Genomic DNA, 22423 nt, shown 5'->3' with positions numbered 1-22423 from the left:
CCATTTCCTCCTTATAGTGCTCCTTTAAAGTTGATCCCTTCTAGGCTTGCTGGTGTAAATGTTTTTCCTTCTAAATAAGCTGATAAAATCTTATGTGTTTCAACCATATCTTCTTTATTAAATTGAAGGCGTACATTCATTTGATTTTTAATACGCTGCAGCTCACCTGATTTTATCACAATTGGCTCATAACTTAAGATTTGCATCACACAAGCTTCACAATCTGTTTGAATTGCCCATGGTGTATCTTTACGGTCTTTAATTGTGTAGAGTTTCTTTTCTTTTGCTTTCTTTTGACAATTATTTGTATGACGTAAAATACATTGTTGTGAAGTCATCACTGGAATATAACCATATACGATTTTTTCTAAGTTTCCTTCAAGTAGCATGATTTCTTCTAAAGTTAATTCAGCTGATACTGTTTCGCCTGCTGCACCTAAACTTTCCCATAAATTAATAGTTTTATGATTCATAACATTTAAATTATAATCAATAATAATTTCTTTGCTACTATCTTTTAGCACATAATACATCCCATTTGTGCGTACTAAGTAGCCTGTAAGTGCTGTATCTTCCCATGATTTAATATCTTTTTCAAAACGTCTAAATGTACTTTCTTTGATAATTGATGGGAATGACAGGTACATAGGAACTTCCTTTTTTTCACATTTCTTAAGTGCTTCATGTGCTAAGGCATTATCATACTGCCACTCCCAATAAATACGTTTAATTTGTGACCATTTTAAACATTCATCTAATTGGTCTAAAGTCGTTACATGGACATACCAATTGCCTACTGATCCTTCAGATTTTGATGCATGAACTGGCTCTTTTAAATGTTCTGGATGTACTTTTGTCTCTACTTTTAAAAGCTGCGCTTCTAATAAGCTTACAGCTTGTCTTCTTACTTCATTAAGCTGACTAATTAGTAAATAAGCATTTTCATCCCATTCAATCTCATGTGTTTTTGCCACAAAAGAAGTACTTCCAAGCTTACTTAATTGTTTCACAACTTGTTCTTTTGTAAGTGGTGCATTCATAGCATTTTCCACTATAATTCCTTTATAAGTTACTGTCTCATCATTTACTGTAAGACTTACTAATAAAGGCTCACCTACTTTTCCTACAATGCTCAAATGAACTGGCATCTTACGTATTGGTTTTTGATAAGTAGCACGTAATGCTTTTAATAAATTATGATTTTTAGTAAGATAAACCTCGCTGCCTACTTCTACAAAGTGTTCAAATTGCGCCTTAATTGTTGTCCCTTTTTCACATTTCTTAGAAATACCCATTCCTACACTTTCTTTGCCTTTACGGATAATCTCAAGACCATCTCCAGGATTTAAGTCGCGCTCTAATAAAATCGTTGCAGTTTTTGTTTTAGGTATAAATTGTGTGACTACCCCAGCTTTTAAACCAATGTGTTTTGGACTTACTGGTGTTAACATTTTTTTGCTACCATGTTCAAAGTAATAACCTTTTGAGAATCCACCACGATTAAAGACACCTTTTACAATATCTAAATCCTCTTGTGATACTTCATATTTCTCACCGCTTAAGGCAAGATCTACATATTTACGATAAGTCTTCACAATAGAAGCTACATATTCTGGTGATTTCATACGTCCTTCCATTTTAAATGAATGAATGCCACAAGCTATAAGTCTGGAATGAACTCAATACTGCAAATATCTTTAAGACTTAATAAATACGCTTCTTTTACAAGTGTTTTATCTTCATCCATTAAGCTATATTTCATACGGCAAGTCTGTGCACAGCGTCCACGGTTTCCACTACGTCCACCAATTAAACTACTCATTAAACATTGACCTGAATAACTGTAACATAAAGCACCATGTACAAATGTTTCAATCTCTACACCACATGTTTTAACAATTTTTTCGATTTCTTTAAGACCTAATTCTCTTGCAAGTACCACACGTTTGAAACCTAATGATTTTAAGAACATGACATCTTCAATACTATGAGCTGAAAGCTGTGTACTTGCATGAAGGCGAAGTTTAGGAAAGTGCTCTCTAGCAATAGCCGCTACCCCTAAATCTTGCACAATAATAGAGTGTACACCGATTTCTTCTAAATACTTAAGATATTCATATACACCTTGTACTTCTGTTTCTTTAATTAATATATTTACTGTCACATAAACACGTACACCACGTAATTTGGCATAGTGCACAATTTCCTCTAATTCATCATCTGTAAAGTTATCTGCATATTGTCTTGCATTAAATAATTTACCACCTACAAATAAGGCGTCTGCACCATTTTCTACTGCTGCAATGGCATTTTCCATTTTTCCTACAGGTGCTAATAATTCTGCTTTCATCTATTGTCTCACCTTTTCTTATTAAAATAATATAGGGAAAGAGAAACTTTCGTTTATCTTCCCCTGTTAGTATAATCTTTTTTATGATATGAATGGGTTACTGCTGCTAACTGCTCTTTGGTACGAGCAATTTCTAAAGAAAGTTCTTCAACACGCTTTATTAATGCGGCATTTTCAGCACTACATCTCTCAAACTCAGTCATATGGGCTTCTAGCTGCTCTTTGGTCTTAATGTACTCATCAGCTACATTAAGCGCCACAAGCATATTTGCCTTATGACTTGTCATTCTGCTTTTACCCCCAATTTCCTGAATCTCTAATAATTTATCATTAATGAGACGTGCCACTTTTTGAATATGTTCTTCAGACTCATCGCCTTGCAGTGCGTAAATATTTCCGCCAATAATGACTTCAATTCTATTTTTGGCCACTTTTAACACCTCATTATTCTAGTTATTGTTTTTCTTCACACAATTATAGCATAACCCTCAACTAAATACTACTTTCTGAATTTATTTTACAATCTTTATTCTATAAAGTTTTTATTCTTTAGAGCTCTTCTAAATGGAAAGCCTCATAGGCTTTTGGTGTTAACATACGTCCTCTTGGTGTACGTTGTAAGTAACCTTGCTGAATAAGGTATGGTTCATAAACATCTTCAAGTGTATCTCTTTCTTCCCCAATAGCCGCTGCTAATGTTTCAAGGCCTACAGGTCCACCTTTAAACTGAAGTGCAATCGCATGAATAATACGTCTATCAATTTCATCTAACCCATTTTTATCAATATTCAAAAGTTCTAATGCCTTTTCACAGCTTTCTGTATGAATATTATTTTCATATTTAATCTGCGCAATATCACGGACACGTTTTAAAAGCCTATTGGCCACCCTCGGCGTTCCTCGACTGCAACGTGCAATTTCAAGTGCCGCATCATCTGTAATAGGTGTATTTAAAAGACCAGCTGTACGTTTCACAATTTGGGCTAACTCTTCTGCACTATAATATTCGAGGCGCTGAATAATCCCAAAACGGTCACGAAGTGGTGAACTAAGCATCCCCGCACGTGTTGTTGCCCCAATTAAAGTAAAGTGTGGCAGACTCAAACGGATTGATTTGGCTGTTGGTCCTTTCCCAACTACAATATCAATGCAATAGTCTTCCATGGCAGAATATAAAACCTCTTCTACATGACGACTCATACGATGAATCTCATCAATAAATAAAATATCTCCATGTTGCAAATTATTTAAAATCGCTGCAATATCACCTGGTTTTTCAATTGCTGGGCCTGATGTCACTTTAATCTTTACACTCATCTCTGAAGCAATAACTCCTGCAAGAGTTGTCTTTCCTAATCCTGGTGGTCCATATAAAAGTACATGATCAAGCGACTCAGAACGCAATTTAGCTGCTTCAATGAAAATCTTAATATTTTCTTTAATCGCTGACTGACCAATGTATTCATCTAATGAAAGGGGTCTAATGCTACTTTCTATTTCATTATCTTCTAATTGTAAATCACAAGACATAATACGTCTTTCCATATGCTATCCCCCTTACATTCCTAATAAGCTTAAAGCTTTTTTTATAAGTGTTTCACTATCTGAACTATAGTCAAAGATCGCTTCCACAGCTTTTCTAGCATCTGTATCCTTATAACCTAAAGCAGTTAAAGCTTCAATTGCCTCATGTTTTGCAGTGTCATCCTTAAGTCCTGTTTCAAGTAAACTTAAGTCTGGTACATAAAGCTTACCAATACTATCTTTAAGTTCTAAAATAATACGTTGTGCTGTCTTTGGTCCTATACCACTAACTTTGCTTAATGCTTTACTATCTTGTTCTAAAATAATTTCAATGACCTCCTGACTTGCATAAGTATTTAAAACTTGCATACCACCTTTTGGGCCAATACCACTTACACTAATCAGTTTTTTAAAGAGTTCACGTTCTTCTTTGTTTTGAAAGCCATAAAGATCATGCCCATCTTCTTTAATATGTTCATATATATATACTTTTATTGGTGATTTATCTTGTAAAAGTTGGCTAAAAGCACTTCCTCTGCAAAACACTTCATAACCCACGCCACAAGCTTCAATCACTAAACTATTTTCATTTAATTCTTCTAATGTTCCTTTTAAATATGTGATCATAGTCTACTCCTTCATTTTTAGTAGGCATTTCTTTTTTATTTTAACTTACTCTATCATAAATAGCAAATGCGCCTTTAAAGCAACATATGTAGGCTTTAAAGACGCATGTTTTCTCTTAGTGAAGATTCTTTTTGCTATTATCTGGCATGTATTTTAAAGGATGAAGTTTGCCATCTGGTGTTTTAATTTTTGTATTTGCTAATTGATTTTTGAAGTTTGATCTAAAGATTTTTAAGTATTCTTGTCTTAAATCATTTTGTTCAATAGTTTCTTCTTCTGTTAAGCCTAATGTTTTTTTCTTATGTGCAAGTTCATTAATACGTTTAATGAGTAAATCCATTTCCATGTTATAAATTCCTTTCTAACAATGCATTAATCTAGTTTTTAAACCATGTACCCACTTCTTCACCTTTAAGAATATCTCGGAGCACATTTATATCTGTAGAAGATGCAATGACAGTATGCGCCTTAGCCTTTTTAGCAATTTTAGCTGCTATAATTTTAGTTGTCATACCGCCTGTTCCCATTGCTGTCCCTGCATCACCTGCTAAAGCTTCAATTTCAGGTGTAATTTCTTCTACAACTGGAATCAGTTTAGCTGATGGGTCATTTTTAGGGTTTGCAGTATATAACCCTTCAATATCTGAGAGTAGAATGAGTAAATCCGCACCTACAAGTTCTGTAACTGTAGCTGAAAGTGTATCATTGTCACCAAATCTATAACCTGCAATTTCTGAAGTTGAAATACAGTCATTTTCATTGATAATTGGAATAACCCCAAGTTCTATAAGTGTTTCAAATGTATTTTTGGCATTTGTACTTTTGATTTCATCTTGAATAACATCTTTTGTAAGTAGTATTTGGGCAATAACTTGATTATATTCCTCAAAAAACTTTTCATACATTTTCATCAAAATCCCTTGACCAATCGCAGCTGTTGCTTGCTTGAGTGATAAATCATCTGGTCTTTTGCTTCTTCCAATACGTTGCATTCCTGCATTAACAGCTCCAGATGACACAAGCATAATTTCTTTGCCCGAATTATTTAAAGTCCGTTAAAACACGGGCTAGTTTATCCATTTTTTCCAAATCAATTTTTCCATTTTCATGTGTTAATGAAGATGTACCAATTTTAATAACAATACGTTTTGCTGTTTGAATTTGCGTTCTCATACTTTCCCCCTCATAATCTAACAAGTTTATTAAAGGCCACGTACACTCACAGGTAAATCAGTAGCAACCTTGCTACTGATTTCTTCTGTAATTTCTTGAACCTTCATTAGTCTCTTCATACCTATTTTCTTAGTAATAGTAAGTGTCAAAGTGCCATTTGCATCTTTCTTTTGCTTTTCTTCAATGCTACTTACTGCTACATAAGCAGTTTTACCATCCTCACGTGTAAGCGCTAATACATCCTCATTTGTTACATAGCTAATACCTACACAAGGTGATTTACCATAAAAGGCTTTAATTAATTTTTTACGATTCGTTTTTGTTTCATACACATTTACAGGTACTTTTGTAACTTTACCTGTATCAAATCCAAAGGCCATGTAACCTCTATAATCAGCTGTTGCATGCATACTAATAATTTGTTCGCCTTCTTCCATATCTAATAAGTTTGGTAAGTAAACTCCAAATTGACTCGCCTTTGTATCTTCAATATCGTGTAACTTTAGTTTATAGACATTACATTTATTTGTAAAGAGTAATAAATCACTGCGGTTGCTTGTTTCATATTCCTGAATGATCACATCATTTTCTTTAAGCTTTTGTTCCCCACTACTTCTTAAAGAAACAAGTGTAATTTTCTTTAAGTATTGGTGATCTGTTAAGAAGAGTCTTACATTGTAATCTTCAATGAGTTCTTCTTTCTTTGGACGTACAACTTCTGTATGATGTAAAAGTTCTGTTAAACGAGGTGTACCGTATTTCTTTTGAACTTGTTTTAATTCATCACTGATTACTTTTCGTACTTTACGTGGATTTGCCACAATATCTTTTAATCTAGCAATTTCTTTTTCAAGTGTTTCAAGTTCTTTTAAAGTCTCTAAAATATACTGCTTATTTAAATGTCTCAGTTTAATTTCAGCGACATATTCAGCTTGCATTTCACTGATATCAAAGTAAGCCATAAGATTTGGCACAACTTCTTTTTCTTTTTCTGTATGACGTACAATCTCTACGGCTTTATCAATATCTAGTAAAATTTGTTTAAGTCCTAAAAGTAAATGATAACGTTTTTCTAACTTTTCAATTGTAAAGTTATATTTACGTACAATACAATCTTGTCTAAATTTACACCACTCACTAATAACTTCTTTTACACCCATTACACGTGGCATACCATCAATTAAGATATTGAAGTTACAACTAAAGCTATCTTCAAGTGGTGTCGCTTTAAATAATTTTTGCATTAAAAGCTCTGAATCTGTACTACGTTTTAAATCAATAGTTAGTTTAAGACCTGAAAGGTCTGTTTCATCACGTACATCATTGATTTCTTTAATCTTACCGGCTTTTACAAGCTCTTCAATTTTATCAATAATAGCTTCTACTGTTGTTGTATAAGGAATCTCTGTAATCTCAATACAGTTTTCTTTTTTATAATAAGTATATTTAGCACGTACTTTGAAACTTCCTTTACCCGCTTCTAAAATGCTAATCATTTCTGCTTCATCATAAATGATTGTCCCACCTGTTGGAAAGTCTGGTGCTAAAATATATTGCAGTACATCTACATCTTCATCTTTTAAATAAGCAATTGTGGCATCACAAATCTCACTTAAATTAAAACTACAAATATTACTTGCCATCCCTACCGCAATCCCTTGATTTGGATTCACTAAAATATTAGGAAAACGTGTTGGCAGAAGTACTGGTTCCTTTAAAGTACCATCATAGTTATCTACGAAATCTACAGCATTTTCTTCAATATCACCAAATACCTCACTACATACTTCACTAAGCTTAGCTTCTGTATAACGGGCAGCTGCATAAGCCATATCTCTTGAATAAACTTTTCCAAAGTTTCCTTTAGAATCTACAAGAGGTACATTTAATGCCCCATTCCCTTTTGTAAGACGCACCATTGTTTCATAAATAGCTGCATCTCCGTGAGGATTAAGTTTCATTGTTTGCCCTACAATATTGGCTGATTTTGTTCTAACACCTTTAATTAAATTCATTTTATACATTGTATAAAGTAATTTACGGTGTGATGGCTTAAATCCATCAATTTCTGGTAATGCCCTAGAGACAATAACGCTCATTGCATAGGGCATATAGTTGTTTTCAAGTGTATCTGTAATTCTTTGTTTTAAAACATGTTTGTTCATCGTCCCCGTCCTTTCTTTTGTCATAAAGGCAAATATTCCTAATGTACACATTTTCGCCTTTTCTTAGCTCATGTCTGCTAACTCTAAATAACGATGTCCTTCATCTGCAATAAATTGTTTACGTCCTTTTAAGTCATCTCCTAAAAGTACATCAAACATAAATTGTGTTGTTGCTACATCTGTTGGTAGCACTTGAATGAGTCTACGACTTTCTGGGTTCATAGTTGTCTCCCACATCATATCTGGGTCATTTTCACCAAGCCCTTTTGAACGTTGAATCGTATACTTTGTTTTGATTTTATCCAAGATCTCTGCTTTTTCATTTTCTGTAAAGGCAAAGAATGTATGATTTTTTGTATTAATTTCATAAAGTGGTGTTTCTGCAATAAATACTTTACCTTCTTTAATCAGTGTTGGCACTAAAGTATAAAGCATTGTTAAAATTAGTGTACGAATTTGATAACCATCTACATCGGCATCAGTACAAATAATAATTTTATCCCATCTTAAGTTTTCCATATTAAAAGTATTTAAATCTTTATTATGTTTTGAAGTAATTTCAATCCCACAACCTAATACTTTTAATAAATCCACAATAACATCACTTTTAAAGATTTTATCATAATCTGCTTTTAAACAGTTTAATATTTTACCACGAACTGGCATAATCCCTTGGAATTCTGCATTACGCCCAAGTTTACAAGAACCAAGAGCTGAATCCCCTTCTACAATGTAAAGTTCTCGTTTTGTCACATCTTTACTACGACAGTCTACAAATTTTTTAATACGATTGGCAATATCAATATTTCCACTTAATTGTTTACGTACGTTAATACGCGTACGCTCTGCTTTTTCGCGGCTACGTTTATTCACAAGTACTTGCTTAGCAATCTTATCAGCATCTGCTTTATTCTCTGTAAAGTAAATAAAAAGATATTCTTTCAAATAATCTTGAATAGCTTCTTGAATAAATTTGTTTGTAATCGCTTTCTTTGTTTGGTTTTCATAACTTGTAATTGTTGAGAAGGAATTGACTATCAAAATTAAACTATCTTGAATATCTACAAAAGTTATTTTCTTCTCATCTTTGTTATAAATACCCTCGTTTTTAAGATATTGATCAATTGCATAAACAAAGGCATTTTTAACCGCTTTATCTGGTGATCCACCGTACTCTAAGTAGCTTGAGTTGTGATAGTACTCTAAACAGTTCGTTTCATTACAAAATGCAAAAGCAACTTGGAACTTTAATTTGTATTCAGGACGATCTGCTGTATCACGTCCTCTTGTTTCTTGTTCTAAGTAGGCTACATCTATAAACGCTTTTTCTCCAGCTAATTCTTTGGCATAGCCTATAATACCATCTTCATATAAGTAAACTGTTTTTTGATCTTGAATCTCATCTTTAAAAACAAATTCAATATTTTTATTAACAACGGCTTGTCTTTTTAAAACATCATGAAAATAAGCCGAACTAATTTGTACATCTGTGAATACCTCTTTGTCTGGCATCCAGTGAATTTTACTTCCTGTACGTTTGTAATCGGCTTTTGTTTTTCTAAGACCACCTATATTTTCACCTTTTTCAAAATGAAGTTCATAGATATATCCATCTCTTTTTACTTCTACGTCCATATACTCTGAACTATATTGTGTCGCGCAACTACCAAGTCCATTAAGACCTAAACTAAATTCATAGTTGTCGCCATTATTATTGTTATATTTCCCCCCGGCATAAAGCTCGCAAAATACTAATTCCCAGTTATAACGTTGTTCAGCTTCGTTATAATCTACAGGAATCCCTCTCCCAAAGTCTTCAATGGTAATGGAGTGGTCTTTATGCAAAGTGACATTAATTGTATGTCCATAGCCTTCTTTTGCCTCATCGATAGAGTTGGCTAAAATTTCAAACACTGCATGTTGACAGCCTTCAATACTATCTGAGCCAAATATAACGCTAGGACGCAGTCTTACACGATCTGCACCTTTTAAGGCAGATATACTCTGATTATCATATACTTTTTCTTTCATCTCTCATCACCTATATATTTAGTCTCATCTACTTACTCTAAATTAAAAGCTATCCTATTGTCAAGTTTTAAATAATCTTCTAAATGTTTTCTATCCCCCATATATTACTGTGCTGTATCTCTTATCTCTACCATAGATAATACTTTTGGTTCTTTATATGCTCCATAAAATTTTTCAACTGTCATTTGCTTAACTGTTAAATCACTTTGTGTTGTCAGTGCCATTAAATTCTCCAATCCTTGTGTAACTATACCAAATGCTGTATAACGCCCATTTAATTCTGGTGCATCTCTTAACAATACAAAAAATTGTGAGCCTTCTGTATTAAATTTTTGACCTCGTGCCATGCATACTGTACCTTGCACACAAAGCAAATTATTAGGATATCCATTGGCTTTACATTCACTTTTAATAAAATAACCTGGATAACCTGTTCCATTACCTATTGTATCTCCTGTTTGCACCAAATAATTAGGTAAAATTTTACTAAAGCCTAATCCATTATAAAATCCGCATTCTACAAGGTCGATAAAATTACACACTGTATTAGGTGCTGCATCAGGTCTAAGTTGTATTTTAAACGATGTTTGATTAGATAAAATAACCTTTACAACAGGACAATTCTCCTCCTCTATTTTGGGAATCTTATTAAATTTGATATAAGAATAACCAGCTATACTCAAAAAACAAATAGCAAGTATAAAACCTATGCATTTTTTCATTTTCTTCACCTCTATTTCTTAAAGTATCGTCACCTGTTATTTTTTTATACATCACTATTTGTTTAATAATACTGTTATCAACCTGCGTATATTTTTATACAACATCTATTTTTAGTTTAGTATTCATAAACTCTTACTTTTCTATACAAAAAAGACATTTTTTAAGAATTAATGTCATTAAGTTAGCTATCTTTCTTAATGATTAATTATAAATCAAGAATGTTTCAGTAAAATAATACTGTTTCATTCTTGGTTTATTTTTATGATTTTCTATTTTTGCCCATGCTAAATACTCCGTTGTAAAAAGCGGAGTAAAAAAGTTGTATTTTTCTAGATTTATGATAATCTATAATTGAATGAAACTCCGGTAGTACTGGCAGCTATTCGTTGCCTTTAACGATTTGATCTTATGGGAAGAAGAAATCGCCGTATTGTAGCTTTTATATCATATGTTGGCTCCAATTTTCTGAGCTAAAAAAATGCAGACAGATTTTTGTAGCCTGCGTGAAATTGACCTGAAGGTGGTGCTTTAGGTCTTTTTCTTTGCCTTTTTCTTTTAATGGCGTTTTTAATGTAATAGACATATTGAAGTTATACATCACCAAACGAACATCGATTTCCTGTAAAAGTATACCGTTACTTTTAACATCCTTGATTCTGATGACATAATCAAAAAGTCGTTCTTCAATATGAGCGAATAGATTATAGTTCTCATATCCATTATTAGCCATAATGATAACGGGATACTTTTCTGAAAGCCTATCTACAAGCTCACAAGCCGCACTACACTCATTTTCTTTGATTCCTTTTTGAACAACTGCATCTACAAACTGATTAGTTTCTACATCAAAAGCAGCATTTAAATGTAATATTGATACATGATTTTTTCCTATCACATTATCGTCTATTAGCTATAGATGGTAGCCTTGAAATAAGGCAGTGGAATAATCATTTCGTTTAGCATAAAACAACCTTTTTCCAGAGTAGAAAATTCCTGAGGGTTGCTACTCATTTCTTTTGTAATTTCTATTAAACAATTTTTTAGTTCATTTGCGTGTGTATTCATCACAACACCTCCTCAACGAGGGGCTTCGCCGCAAATTTTCTATACTTTGTTAAGCTTTTTTCGCACAAAAATAACCAAGTACCTATAATAAGTACTTGGTTATTTTAAGAAATCTTAGAAGCAATGTCTTAACTTAATGACATTGTTTTAAGAATGTCTTTCCTCTTAATAAAAAAACAGGACCTAAGCTCAATGTCATTAAGTTAAATTATAAATTATTCTTCATCATAATCAGCAAAGAAATTTGAATCAAATAATGCTGCTACAGCATCCCATTCTTCGTCTGTTTCGATATCGTCTAATTTTACTTCTTCACCATCTTCTGAATAACGATAGAAGAGAACTTCTGCTTCTTCGCTTTCTACTTGATCAGCAGGTACGATTGCAATGTATTCTCTACCTTCACATTCAAAAATGTCAAGAACAGCACAAGGTACTTCTTCATTTTCATCTTCAAATGTTACGTAGATTAATGTTTCTTCTTCATCGTGTCCGCCGCAACCGCAACCTTCATGTTCGTGTTCACCGCAACCGCAGCAATCATGGTTTTTGTTTTCTTCCATTTTTAAGTCCTCCTTAGGAAAGATTCAGATTCGATTATAACATAGTTTGAGAAATTTTACCAAGACTTCTTATAAATTTTCTTTTATAAGCCGCTCAGCATTGCCATAAGTTATTGCATCTATTACATCACCAGAATACTTTTTAGACAATCTTGCTACTAGTTTATCCATTTTCCCTGCATCACATACTTCAAGTTTACAATCCATCCCATCAAAGTCTGTACCTAATGCTAGAACTTCTTTGCCTCCTACTTTATAGAAATGATCTATATGACGTACAATATCCTCTACCAGACTCTCATCACTGCCGTTTAGAAAGACACTATAAAAATTAACCCCTATAACTCCTCCAGCACTAGCAATAAGACGAATCGTATCATCAGATAAATTACGACTATGCGGCATCAAAGCATATGCATTACAATGGGATGCCATAATTGTTTTTTTATAAATAGTAGCTAAATCTCGTACACCTTGTTCTGATAAATGAGAGATATCTACTAATATTTTATAATCATTGAGCCTATCAGCCACTTGCTTGCCAAAGGGACTAAGCCCTTCTTTCATACTATGTGGTGCACCTAATTGATTTTTATGATTCCACGTAAATGTCATCATACGGACACCCATCTGCCATAATGTATCTAGCTCATTAATATCATTACCGATAGGTGCGGCTTCTTCTAAGGATAAAAACGCTGCAAGCTTCCCTTTGTTTCTCAAATCCATATATTCTTCATAATTTGTAGCAAGCCCTATTTGATCTTTATTACTTTCAATCTCTTGAAGAAAATAATCACGCATATGCTTGACATAATCCATTAAAGACTCTTGTACCTTTTGAATATCTGAATATAAGGCAAACCATTGTGCGAAATACTTACTTGCACGTAATTTATAAATGTCAATGTGATAATCATTAGAAAATAAATGGGTTTTGTCGTTATAGAGTCTGTCAATCGTATCACAATGCATATCTATAAATGGCATATTTCCCTCCTAGAATTTATTAGGCTCTTCGAATGTTTGACCTTTTGTATCTACTGTTACTGATTTAATAACAACTGGATTTTTGGGTTTATCTCCGTATGTTGTAGGTGTTTTAGCAATGTAATCTACAGTATCCATACCTTCAATTACTTTACCAAATGCAGCGTAATCACCATCTAAGTGTGGTGCAGCAGCATGCATAATAAAGAATTGTGAACCAGCTGAGTTAGGGTTCATTGCACGTGCCATTGAAAGTACACCTCTTGTGTGTTTAAGATCATTTTTGAATCCGTTTGATGCAAATTCTCCTTTGATGCAGTAACCTGGGCCACCCATTCCACTACCTTCTGGGCATCCACCTTGAATCATGAATCCTGGAATAATGCGGTGGAATGTAAGACCATCATAAAATCCTTTTTGAATAAGTGAAATGAAGTTTTTTACACTTTCTGGTGCTACTTCTGGATAAAGTTCAGCGATCATTTGTGCGCCATCTTCCATAGTAAATGTTACAATTGGGTTTTCCATTTTAATTCTCCTTTAATGTGTGTTCTACTTATTTTACATTGTATATGCTTTTATACATGATGTAAGTTTTTTATGCATCATTTAAATTTATGCATTTTTTAAGAAAGCAATGTATGCTTTTCTCATTTCATATAAATCAGCCTTGCTTGTGATTTCCCAAGGTGCATGCATGCTGTGTACAGGTACACCACAATCGATTACTTCCATACCATAATTTGCAAGGATATACGCAATTGTACCGCCACCACCAAGGTCAATGCGACCAAGTTCTGAAGTTTGCCATGTTACATTGTTTTGTGCCATGATATTTCTAAGTTCTGCTACATATTCAGCATTTGCATCATTAGAACCTGATTTACCTCTTGAACCTGTGTATTTATTAAATACAACACCTTTGCCAAAGTAAGCAGCATTATTTTTTTCAAGAACACTTGGGTGATTTGGATCATAACCTGCTGTTACATCTGATGAAAGCATTTTAGAGTTTGCAAGCGTTCTACGTAATTTTAAGCTAGAATAATCGCCTACAAGTTCAAGTACTTCTGCAACCATATTTTCAAAGAATTTAGATTGCATACCTGAAGCACCTACGCTTCCAATCTCTTCTTTATCTACAAGTACTGTAGCTGTTGTTTTAACTGGATTTGTTACTTCAAGTTGTGCTTCAAAAGACGCATAACTACATACGCGGTCATCTTGACCATAACCAATAATCATACTGCGATCAAGACCATAATCACGTGCTGGCCCCGCTGGTACAATTTGTAATTCAGCAGAAACAAGGTCTTCTTCCACTATACCATACTTTTCATGAAGAAGCTTCAAAATATTTGCTTTTACTTTATTTTTTTCTTCTCCTTCAAGTGGCATAGTTCCTAAACAAACATTAAGGTCTTCCCCTTTAATCGCTTCACTTAATTTTTTCCCCATTTGTTCATTTGCTAAATGAATAAGCAAATCTGAAATTCCTACTACTGGATCTGTTTCTTCTTCACCTACTGTTACGTTTACAACTTCACCATTTTGTTTTACAACTATCCCATGAATGGCAAGTGGCATTGTAACCCATTGATATTTTTTAACACCACCATAATAGTGTGTTTTAAACATAGCAAAATCAGTATCTTCATAAAGTGGATTTGGTTTTAAATCTAATCTTGGTGAGTCTAAATGCGCACCTAATAAGTTTAAGCCTTCTGAAAGTGGTCTGTGACCAATACAGAATAAGATAAGTGTTTTATCATTATAATTTGCATATACTTTATCACCAGTTCTTAACATAACATCTCCACCAATAAGTGTTTCAATATTACGATATCCTGCTGCTTCTGCTTTTTTAATCATACTACGTACACATTCACGCTCTGTTTTATTCTCAGAAATAAATTGTCTATAGCGTTCACCATAAGTAAATAAAGCCTCTAAATCTGATCTTTTATATGATTCCCATACATTTTTATATTCTTTTTTTAATTCTTTTACTTCTTCTGACATGTCTTTCTCCTTATACCATAATTAAATTTTGTATTATATTACATAATTATATACCAAACTTTACCCTACTGTATAGTATAATATAAGTTTTACAAATTATTCATTCTCAATAATATGCAATTGTAACTATTTTTCCAAGTTCAGTTAAAACTATCTGCAATCTTTTTAAAACATTAAATTTAATACTCAATGTATCTGGAAAATCCGGATTTTGATAAGCCTGATTAATGGCTTGCCCTACTAAAAACTTAATATGTGTACATTCCTCAAATAACATTCTTGCTAACTTTGAAGCACATCTTTACCATATAAAATTTCAAAATCATTACTACCTTGTAACCTTTCCAACTTTTGTATTGCTACTCCGATTGTTAAAACGCCTTCTGTCACTAGGTCTATTCCCTCTACATAACCGATAGGTGGAATACTACGGTCAATTTTCAATACTTGTTTTAATTTCCCTGCCTAATATTCTTGCTGCAATATTAGCCGCATCCCTCCACAAATAATTTTTTCCTCTGCTTTGCATGAATCAGTGTATCATTTTTACTATCTTTAGGCAGTCCTGAAAATAAAACTGCTTCTCTTGGCTTAATAGCCTGCATAGTCACAACAGTTGTATCATCCCCTGGCTGATTAATATATAAATCCTCACATACACCTAATAAAGATGAAGTAATCTTTTTAGCCGAGAGCATCGAAGTTCCTAGCTCCTGAAGATAATTAGCAACTTCTCTCCAACTTCATCCTAAGTTCAGCACCATACCTACACCAGCATGAATACGCCATCACTTACAAAAAACAATGTATCTTTTTCCTGCAGGGCAAAATGACTCTCTTTAATAAGCCGTCCATTAATTTCTTTAGTTTGAACAAATTTTATCCTCTCTTATAAAAAATAGACTTGGATTATCAAACTCTGTAATATACACCATGCCACTTTAATCTACCTTTACAATTGTAAAAGTTGAATAAGCTAACTTTCTTACTGAACAAATAGGTAATGTATATATGATAGTATCCACTGCTTCTTCTAATGCTAATCCTTCCTTTTGCATATAGCATGGTCATAGCAATCTTTACTATAAGCGTGGCAAGTATATTAGCTTTTATCCTACTTCCTAAACCATCTGAAAGCACTTTCTTCGCCTTAAAAAATTCTACCTTGTCTCCGCATAGCTCTTCTCCATGTTTATTTAAACTTCCCACCCAAAAATCTCATATTTTTAATCCTCTTCTTGTATCAGTTTTTTAAGTTTTGTAAGGATTAGTTTCTAAAATCTCTAGCTTTTCATTAATCATTATAATCATATTAGTTAATGTTTCTGCTTTTGACGCATAAAAGGTAAACACATATTGACTTCCGCCATGCCTTTATAAACTGCTACAGCTTTTGTACAATTTCCTGTACAAAATGCTCCTGTCAATTCAATAACCTCTTCTAGATGATATTTCACAATAAGCTTTTTAAAAATTTCAATCACTTCATAAGATTCTTTAAGATAGCAAGTACTTCCAATACAAATTTAAATCGTTTTCATGTGCTCTCCTTTCCCTTATAAACATACTTCATTTGTAAAAAGGGTTACGTATTTTATCAGCGTAGCCCTTTTAATTTCATATCTAATTTATATCTAGATGCGTTCTTGTGCTTTATAATAAGTGTGTAATAATGCATGTGCCTTTTCACTTATTGGTGTCTTTAAGTAAGTATCATAAAGTGCAATTACTTCTGAATTTTCATGAGACTTACGAATTTCATTTGCTACGTCATCTTTATAAAGTGCTTGACGTCTCTTTTGTAAAATCTCACCATCACCATGGTGATAAGGCTGCCCAGCACCACCAATACATCCTCCAGGACATGCCATAACTTCTATTGCATGTAAGTTTCTTGGATTGCCTGCACGAATTTCATCCATAATCATCCTTGCATTTTTAAGTCCATGAGCAATGCCAATATTGATTTCTAAATCCCCCGCTTTAACGGTGGCTGTTCTAACTCCTTCAAATCCCCTGAGCTCATAAAAATCTATTTTTTCTAGACTTTCACCTGTGATTTTTTCATAAGCTGTTCTTACTGCTGCTTCAATGACACCACCCGTTGTACCAAAAATAATACCTGCACCACTGGATTCACCTAAGGGTCTATCAAATTCAGCTTCTTTTAGACTCTCAAAATTAATATTCATTTGCTTAATCAAACGTGCAAGTTCTCTTGTTGAAATACTAATATCTACATCATGATTAAATTCTGGCCTTTCTACCTCATATTTCTTTGCAAGACATGGCATAACTGAAACAACTACCATATCTTCTTTAGGAATATTCATTTTTTCTGAGAAATAAGATTTAGCTATTGCGCCAAATATTTGTTGTGGTGAACGTGCTGTAGAAGGTAAATCTAATAAATCCGTAAACTGAGTTTCATAGAAATTCACCCATGCTGGACAACAACTTGTTAAAATAGGAAGTTTCACATCAGTTTCTCTTTTAAGTACTTTCTCAATACGGCTTACAAGTTCAGCTCCTTCCTCCATAATCGTCACATCTGCTGCAAAGTCTGTATCGAACACATAATCAAATCCAATCTGCTTTAAAGCAGCTACCATTTTACCTGTTACAATACTCCCTGCTGGATAATCAAAATCTTCACCTAATGCCACCCTTACCGCTGGTGCTACTTGTACGATTACCTTTTTATGTGGATTAGCAATAGCTTTAACCACCTCATCTATATTTTCACGTTCAGTAAGGGCTCCTGTTGGACAAACTGCTACACATTGACCGCAATGAGTGCATACTGTTTCCATAATTGGCTTATTAAAAGCTGTACCTACAATAGCTTTAAAACCACGTTCTACTCCTGCTAATGCACCTACACTTTGCACCTGATTACACATGGTTTCACAGCGCCTACACATCACACACTTATCCATATCTCTTATTAAAGAATAACTTTGATCAATAGGATAAGTAGATTGTTCACCTTTATTAATTTCGCTGCTATTTCTGATGCCAAATTTCTCAACTAAATTCTGTAGTTCACAATCTCCTGCCTTGGTGCAGACTAAACAATCTTTTGGATGATCTGATAACAAAAGTTCAACAATCTTTTTTCTTGCCTTAAGCACTCGCATGGTATTAGTTTTTATAACCATGCCCTCTGTAATAGGTGTTACGCAGGCTGGTGCTAAGTTACGTCTGCCTTCTACTTCAACCACGCAGACACGGCAAGAAGCCTTATTACTTTTCATACTTGTTTCATGTAAGTTTAAATAGCAAAGTGTGGGAATATCAATATTTGCTTTTTGGGCTGCTTCTAACACTGTATATTCTTTAGGTACTTCTAGCGTAATTCCATCAATGGTAACTTTAACTTGTGCCATCTCCTCTCCCCCTAACCTTTTATAATAGCGTCGAATTTACATTTATTTATACATGCACCACATTTAATACATTTACTTTGGTCAATAGTATGTTGTTTTTTCACAACACCTGTAATGGCATTTACAGGACAGTTCCTTGCACATGCTGTACAACCAATACATTTATCTGTAATCATATATGAGAGCAGCGCACTGCATTGCCCTGCTGGACATTTCTTATCCCTTACATGGGCTATATACTCTGCTTTGAATTCTTTAAGTGTAGATAAAACTGGGTTCGGTGCTGTCTGACCTAAACCGCATAATGCAGTATCTTTAATGGTATTGCCTAACTCTTCTAAGGTCACCAAATCTCCCTCTGTGCCTTTGCCAGCTACAATCTTTTCAAGGATTTCAAGTAGACGTTTTGTACCAACTCTACAAGGCGTACATTTACCACAAGATTCTTCTGCTGTAAATTCAAGATAGAATTTAGCAACAGCTGGCATACAGTCATCTTCATCCATAACAATCATACCGCCAGACCCCATCATAGAACCTTTTGCAATAAGGTTATCAAAGTCAATTGGTGTATTCAAATCTTTTTCTGTCAAGCAACCACCCGATGGCCCTCCTGTTTGTACAGCCTTAAACTTCTTACCATCTTTAATACCTCCACCTATATCGTAAATAACTTCTCTTAATGTAATTCCCATAGGCACTTCAATCAGACCTACATTATTAATTTTTCCTGCTAGGGCAAATACTTTTGTCCCCTTAGATTTTTCTGTTCCAATCTTATTAAACCAATCTGCACCTTTCAAGAAGATCACTGGGATATTAGCAAATGTTTCTACATTATTAACATTAGTTGGTTTTCCCCAATAACCACTTGCTGCTGGAAAAGGTGGCTTCGTTGTTGGTTCTCCTCTTTTGCCTTCCATAGAATGAATCAAAGCTGTTTCTTCACCACATACAAATGCACCTGCCCCAAAGCGTATCTCAATATCAAAACTAAAGGATGTACCTAAAATATTCTCACCTAAAAGACCATATTCTCTAGCAGAATGAATAGCTGCTTCCAAACGTTTAATCGCTAATGGATATTCTGCTCTAATATACACTAAACCTTTTTGAGCACCTATAGCATAACCACAAATCGCCATAGCTTCTACAACTGAATTGGGGTCCCCCTCTAATATAGAACGGTCCATAAAAGCACCTGGATCCCCTTCGTCTGCATTACATACTACATACTTTTGATCAGACTTATTTTTATAAGCAAACTCCCATTTTAAACCTGTAGGGAATCCGCCACCTCCACGTCCTCTCAGTCCTGATTTTTTCACCTCATTAATAACGTCTTCCTGACTCATCGTCAACACTTTAGCCAATGCCGCATAACCATCTCTTGCAATATATTCTTCAATATTAGTAGGATCAATAAAGCCACAATTTCTAAGTGCTACACGCATCTGTTTCTTATAGAACTCCATATGCTTAGAATCAGAAATGTGTCTTTCGGTAGTGGGATCTGTATAGAGCAATCTTGCTACTTTACGACCCTTCACAATATGTTCTTTTATAATTTCTTCTGCATCTTCCGGTTTTACTTGTACATAGAAAGTATTATCCGGTAAAATTTTTACAATAGGCCCTTTTTCACAGAAACCGAAACATCCTGTTCTAAGTACCTGTACTATATCCTGCATTCCTGTCTTAGCTATGTACTTCTTTAGATTTTCTACAATTTCGATAGAATGTGAAGACATACACCCTGTACCACCACATACCAAAATATGCATTGTATACTTAGACATTTTGCTCCCTCCTTATTATTCATCTAGGGATTTGTGTCCTACAGGAATGATTCCCTCTATCATTTCCCCACCTAAAACATGTTTCTCTAATATTTCTAATGCACGTTCTTTTGTAACATGACCATAAACAATAGATTCCTGTCCTGGTAATTTTACCTCTACAGTAGGTTCTGCATAACAATACCCCATACATCCTCCCTGTGTAATCACTACATTATTCAGATTACGCTTTGCGACTTCTTCTGCTAAGAAGTTCATAACTTCCCTTGCACCAGCTGCAATACCACAAGTTGCCATTGCGACTCTGATTACTGCCATTTGTTCTACCTTTTCCCCTTTTTCACGAAGATCCACTTGATTCTTAACTTTATCACGTAAGTTTTTCAATTCATCTAAAGACATAATTTTTGGCATAATCATCCCCCCTTTTATTTAGCGGTATTCATTTAATATACTTTTAACTTGCTCTTTAGATGTGATTTTGCCATATACCTTATCACCAATCATTACAACTGGTGCAAGCCCACAAGCGCCTACACATCTTAATGCATCTAATGAAAATAGCCCATCCTTTGTAGTTTCACCAATTTCTATGCCTAGTTCTTCTTTGAAAGCTTGAAGGACTTTGTCAGAACCTCTTACATAACAAGCAGTTCCCAAACATACAGAAATCGGATTTTTTCCTTTTGGTGTCATTGTAAAGAAAGAATAAAAACTTACTACCCCATAGACTTGCGCAACAGGCACATTAAGTTTTTGCGCTACAAATTGTTGTACTTCAGCTGGCAAATGCCCAAATATACTTTGTGCTTTATGCAGCACAGCAATCAGCGCCCCTTCTTTTTCTGGCAGTTCATCAATAAACTGTTCTAATTTCTTATACAAGCTTTCTGTTAATTGATTGGTACAACCTTCACATCCCATAGGTTATCCTCCTTATTCTATATCTTAAACTAGCTGCTTAAACCAACTAAATAATGCCTCAATGCTAACTTCTGGTAGCTCTATGAACTGTCTCCTTTTATTAATATCTTGTAAATAATGCGCATCAGAAGATTGAATAATATGATGTTCATGATACTGCTGTCTATATTGTACTAAGTGTGCTGTTTTAGAAATTTCTAATGCCGTAAAAAATGGTTTTTCAGGCAAAACCCCCAATTGACTTATAATACTGTAACTAGCCCGATCAATATGGGCTGGATAAATCACACCGCCCATAGCCAATACTTTTTTAGTAATGTCATAAGCTGTTTGACACGTTGCAACAAGTAAAAAGTCTTCTAATTCATCTATCACTTCACTTTGATCATCAAAACAATATTGATGACCAAAAACCTCTGGCTTATTTTTAACTTTTAACATATTTTTTCTTACATCAGCTTCTATTTCATGAGCTGCTTCACAAGAAGGTAATAAAGCAATAAGATGAAATTCCTCTATACATTCTATTTCAATTCCTGGAATAACTAGTAATCCATTTTGTGCACCTACTGATTGAACCGCCTGTACATTACAACTTGTTTGATGATCTGTAATAGCAATGATATCTAATCCATTAAGCTTCGCCATATTGACAATATTATGTGGTGACATCAATTCATCACCGCAAGGAGATGCAGCTGTATGAATGTGCAAATCATAATATCCCTTCATGCCTCACCTACTCTAATAATTTCCCCAGTTCATAAGCTAATTCAAAACTACTTTTTTCTGATGTAAAAATAGAAATCTTTTCCTCATTAGCTTTTTCAATAGTTTCTAAATTAGGTACTACTCCTTGTGCTAAAATAATTGCACTTACACCTGTCATAATTGCCACGGCTATACTATTCATATGCCCTTGTACTGTAATCCATGCATCTTTACTTTGAGCATGTGCCATTACAAAACTTAATAAATCACCAATATAACCACCTTTTACTTCTTCATCCATACCAGTTTCTTTACCTAGCAATTTAAGGTGCATACTTTCCTTCATTTCTCTTACTGTCATTTAATT

Annotated in this window: 24 protein-coding genes and 2 pseudogenes; all 26 read right to left on the bottom strand. The window is 34.0% G+C overall.

What is annotated here, in order from left to right; translation table 11 throughout:
• Positions 1 to 11 precede the first annotated feature (11 nt).
• Entirely contained in the window at positions 12 to 1295 is a 1284-nt protein-coding gene (locus JCM14822_RS24715) for a DUF3656 domain-containing U32 family peptidase (RefSeq protein WP_408606164.1), read from the bottom strand.
• Between the two features lie 225 nt (positions 1296 to 1520).
• Positions 1521 to 2317 (bottom strand): annotated as a pseudogene (locus tag JCM14822_RS24710) (peptidase U32 family protein); the annotation flags it as partial.
• 86 nt (positions 2318 to 2403) lie between these two features.
• Positions 2404 to 2781 (bottom strand): cell division protein ZapA, encoded by a 378-nt coding sequence (locus JCM14822_RS00735; protein ID WP_054738750.1) that lies wholly within the window; start codon positions 2779 to 2781, stop codon positions 2404 to 2406.
• 118 nt (positions 2782 to 2899) lie between these two features.
• Positions 2900 to 3895, bottom strand: a complete 996-nt coding sequence (gene ruvB / locus JCM14822_RS00730; RefSeq protein WP_054738748.1) for a Holliday junction branch migration DNA helicase RuvB — start codon at positions 3893 to 3895, stop codon at positions 2900 to 2902.
• 12 nt (positions 3896 to 3907) lie between these two features.
• Positions 3908 to 4501, bottom strand: coding sequence for a Holliday junction branch migration protein RuvA (ruvA, locus tag JCM14822_RS00725; protein WP_054738746.1), 594 nt, complete (start codon positions 4499 to 4501; stop codon positions 3908 to 3910).
• Positions 4502 to 4616: 115 nt separating this feature from the next.
• Positions 4617 to 4847 (bottom strand): DUF896 domain-containing protein, encoded by a 231-nt coding sequence (locus JCM14822_RS00720; RefSeq protein ID WP_054738744.1) that lies wholly within the window; start codon positions 4845 to 4847, stop codon positions 4617 to 4619.
• Positions 4848 to 4878: 31 nt separating this feature from the next.
• Positions 4879 to 5674, bottom strand: a pseudogene (gene proB / locus JCM14822_RS00715) (glutamate 5-kinase).
• A gap of 29 nt (positions 5675 to 5703) precedes the next feature.
• Positions 5704 to 7839 (bottom strand): DNA gyrase subunit A, encoded by a 2136-nt coding sequence (locus tag JCM14822_RS00710; protein ID WP_054738809.1) that lies wholly within the window; start codon positions 7837 to 7839, stop codon positions 5704 to 5706.
• A gap of 63 nt (positions 7840 to 7902) precedes the next feature.
• On the bottom strand, positions 7903 to 9870 hold the full coding sequence (locus JCM14822_RS00705) for a DNA gyrase/topoisomerase IV subunit B (protein ID WP_054738742.1): 1968 nt from the start codon (positions 9868 to 9870) through the stop codon (positions 7903 to 7905).
• Between the two features lie 104 nt (positions 9871 to 9974).
• The gene (locus tag JCM14822_RS00700; RefSeq protein WP_054738740.1) at positions 9975 to 10592 is read right to left on the bottom strand and encodes a peptidylprolyl isomerase; all 618 of its coding nucleotides are present in this window, start codon (positions 10590 to 10592) and stop codon (positions 9975 to 9977) included.
• 440 nt (positions 10593 to 11032) lie between these two features.
• Entirely contained in the window at positions 11033 to 11488 is a 456-nt protein-coding gene (locus JCM14822_RS00695; RefSeq protein WP_054738738.1) for a transposase, read from the bottom strand.
• An 11-nt stretch (positions 11489 to 11499) separates the two neighbouring features.
• On the bottom strand, positions 11500 to 11658 hold the full coding sequence (locus tag JCM14822_RS19855) for a hypothetical protein (RefSeq protein WP_157047567.1): 159 nt from the start codon (positions 11656 to 11658) through the stop codon (positions 11500 to 11502).
• Between the two features lie 215 nt (positions 11659 to 11873).
• Complete coding sequence (locus JCM14822_RS00690; RefSeq protein WP_083461194.1) at positions 11874 to 12221, bottom strand: DUF1292 domain-containing protein; 348 nt, start codon at positions 12219 to 12221, stop codon at positions 11874 to 11876.
• Between the two features lie 69 nt (positions 12222 to 12290).
• Complete coding sequence (locus tag JCM14822_RS00685; protein WP_054738736.1) at positions 12291 to 13211, bottom strand: dipeptidase; 921 nt, start codon at positions 13209 to 13211, stop codon at positions 12291 to 12293.
• Positions 13212 to 13220: 9 nt separating this feature from the next.
• Entirely contained in the window at positions 13221 to 13739 is a 519-nt protein-coding gene (locus JCM14822_RS00680) for a peptidylprolyl isomerase (protein WP_054738734.1), read from the bottom strand.
• Between the two features lie 87 nt (positions 13740 to 13826).
• Positions 13827 to 15233 carry an aminopeptidase gene (locus JCM14822_RS00675; protein ID WP_054738731.1) on the bottom strand — a complete coding sequence of 469 codons (1407 nt, stop codon included), beginning with the start codon at positions 15231 to 15233 and terminating at the stop codon, positions 13827 to 13829.
• Between the two features lie 106 nt (positions 15234 to 15339).
• On the bottom strand, positions 15340 to 15510 hold the full coding sequence (locus JCM14822_RS21210; protein ID WP_207643247.1) for a hypothetical protein: 171 nt from the start codon (positions 15508 to 15510) through the stop codon (positions 15340 to 15342).
• A 5-nt stretch (positions 15511 to 15515) separates the two neighbouring features.
• Complete coding sequence (locus JCM14822_RS21205) at positions 15516 to 15677, bottom strand: hypothetical protein (protein ID WP_207643246.1); 162 nt, start codon at positions 15675 to 15677, stop codon at positions 15516 to 15518.
• Between the two features lie 41 nt (positions 15678 to 15718).
• Positions 15719 to 15931, bottom strand: a complete 213-nt coding sequence (locus JCM14822_RS21200) for a hypothetical protein (protein ID WP_207643245.1) — start codon at positions 15929 to 15931, stop codon at positions 15719 to 15721.
• A gap of 618 nt (positions 15932 to 16549) precedes the next feature.
• Positions 16550 to 16717, bottom strand: a complete 168-nt coding sequence (locus JCM14822_RS19850) for a hypothetical protein (protein WP_157047566.1) — start codon at positions 16715 to 16717, stop codon at positions 16550 to 16552.
• A 150-nt stretch (positions 16718 to 16867) separates the two neighbouring features.
• Positions 16868 to 18622: an NADH-dependent [FeFe] hydrogenase, group A6 gene (locus JCM14822_RS00665; protein WP_054738729.1), complete on the bottom strand. Its 1755-nt coding sequence runs from the start codon at positions 18620 to 18622 to the stop codon at positions 16868 to 16870.
• 11 nt (positions 18623 to 18633) lie between these two features.
• The gene (gene nuoF, locus JCM14822_RS00660) at positions 18634 to 20421 is read right to left on the bottom strand and encodes an NADH-quinone oxidoreductase subunit NuoF (protein ID WP_054738726.1); all 1788 of its coding nucleotides are present in this window, start codon (positions 20419 to 20421) and stop codon (positions 18634 to 18636) included.
• 15 nt (positions 20422 to 20436) lie between these two features.
• Positions 20437 to 20835, bottom strand: a complete 399-nt coding sequence (locus tag JCM14822_RS00655) for a (2Fe-2S) ferredoxin domain-containing protein (protein ID WP_054738724.1) — start codon at positions 20833 to 20835, stop codon at positions 20437 to 20439.
• A gap of 18 nt (positions 20836 to 20853) precedes the next feature.
• Positions 20854 to 21345: an NADH-quinone oxidoreductase subunit NuoE family protein gene (locus JCM14822_RS00650; RefSeq protein ID WP_054738722.1), complete on the bottom strand. Its 492-nt coding sequence runs from the start codon at positions 21343 to 21345 to the stop codon at positions 20854 to 20856.
• 24 nt (positions 21346 to 21369) lie between these two features.
• Positions 21370 to 22077 carry a PHP domain-containing protein gene (locus tag JCM14822_RS00645; protein WP_054738720.1) on the bottom strand — a complete coding sequence of 236 codons (708 nt, stop codon included), beginning with the start codon at positions 22075 to 22077 and terminating at the stop codon, positions 21370 to 21372.
• A 7-nt stretch (positions 22078 to 22084) separates the two neighbouring features.
• Positions 22085 to 22417: a hypothetical protein gene (locus JCM14822_RS00640; protein WP_054738718.1), complete on the bottom strand. Its 333-nt coding sequence runs from the start codon at positions 22415 to 22417 to the stop codon at positions 22085 to 22087.
• Positions 22418 to 22423 lie beyond the last annotated feature (6 nt).

This window comes from Cellulosilyticum ruminicola JCM 14822 (assembly GCF_001311925.1).
Lineage (GTDB): Bacteria > Bacillota > Clostridia > Lachnospirales > Cellulosilyticaceae > Cellulosilyticum > Cellulosilyticum ruminicola.
The sequence above is the reverse complement of the archived record's forward strand: the minus strand, read 5'-3'. Positions and strand labels throughout refer to the sequence as shown.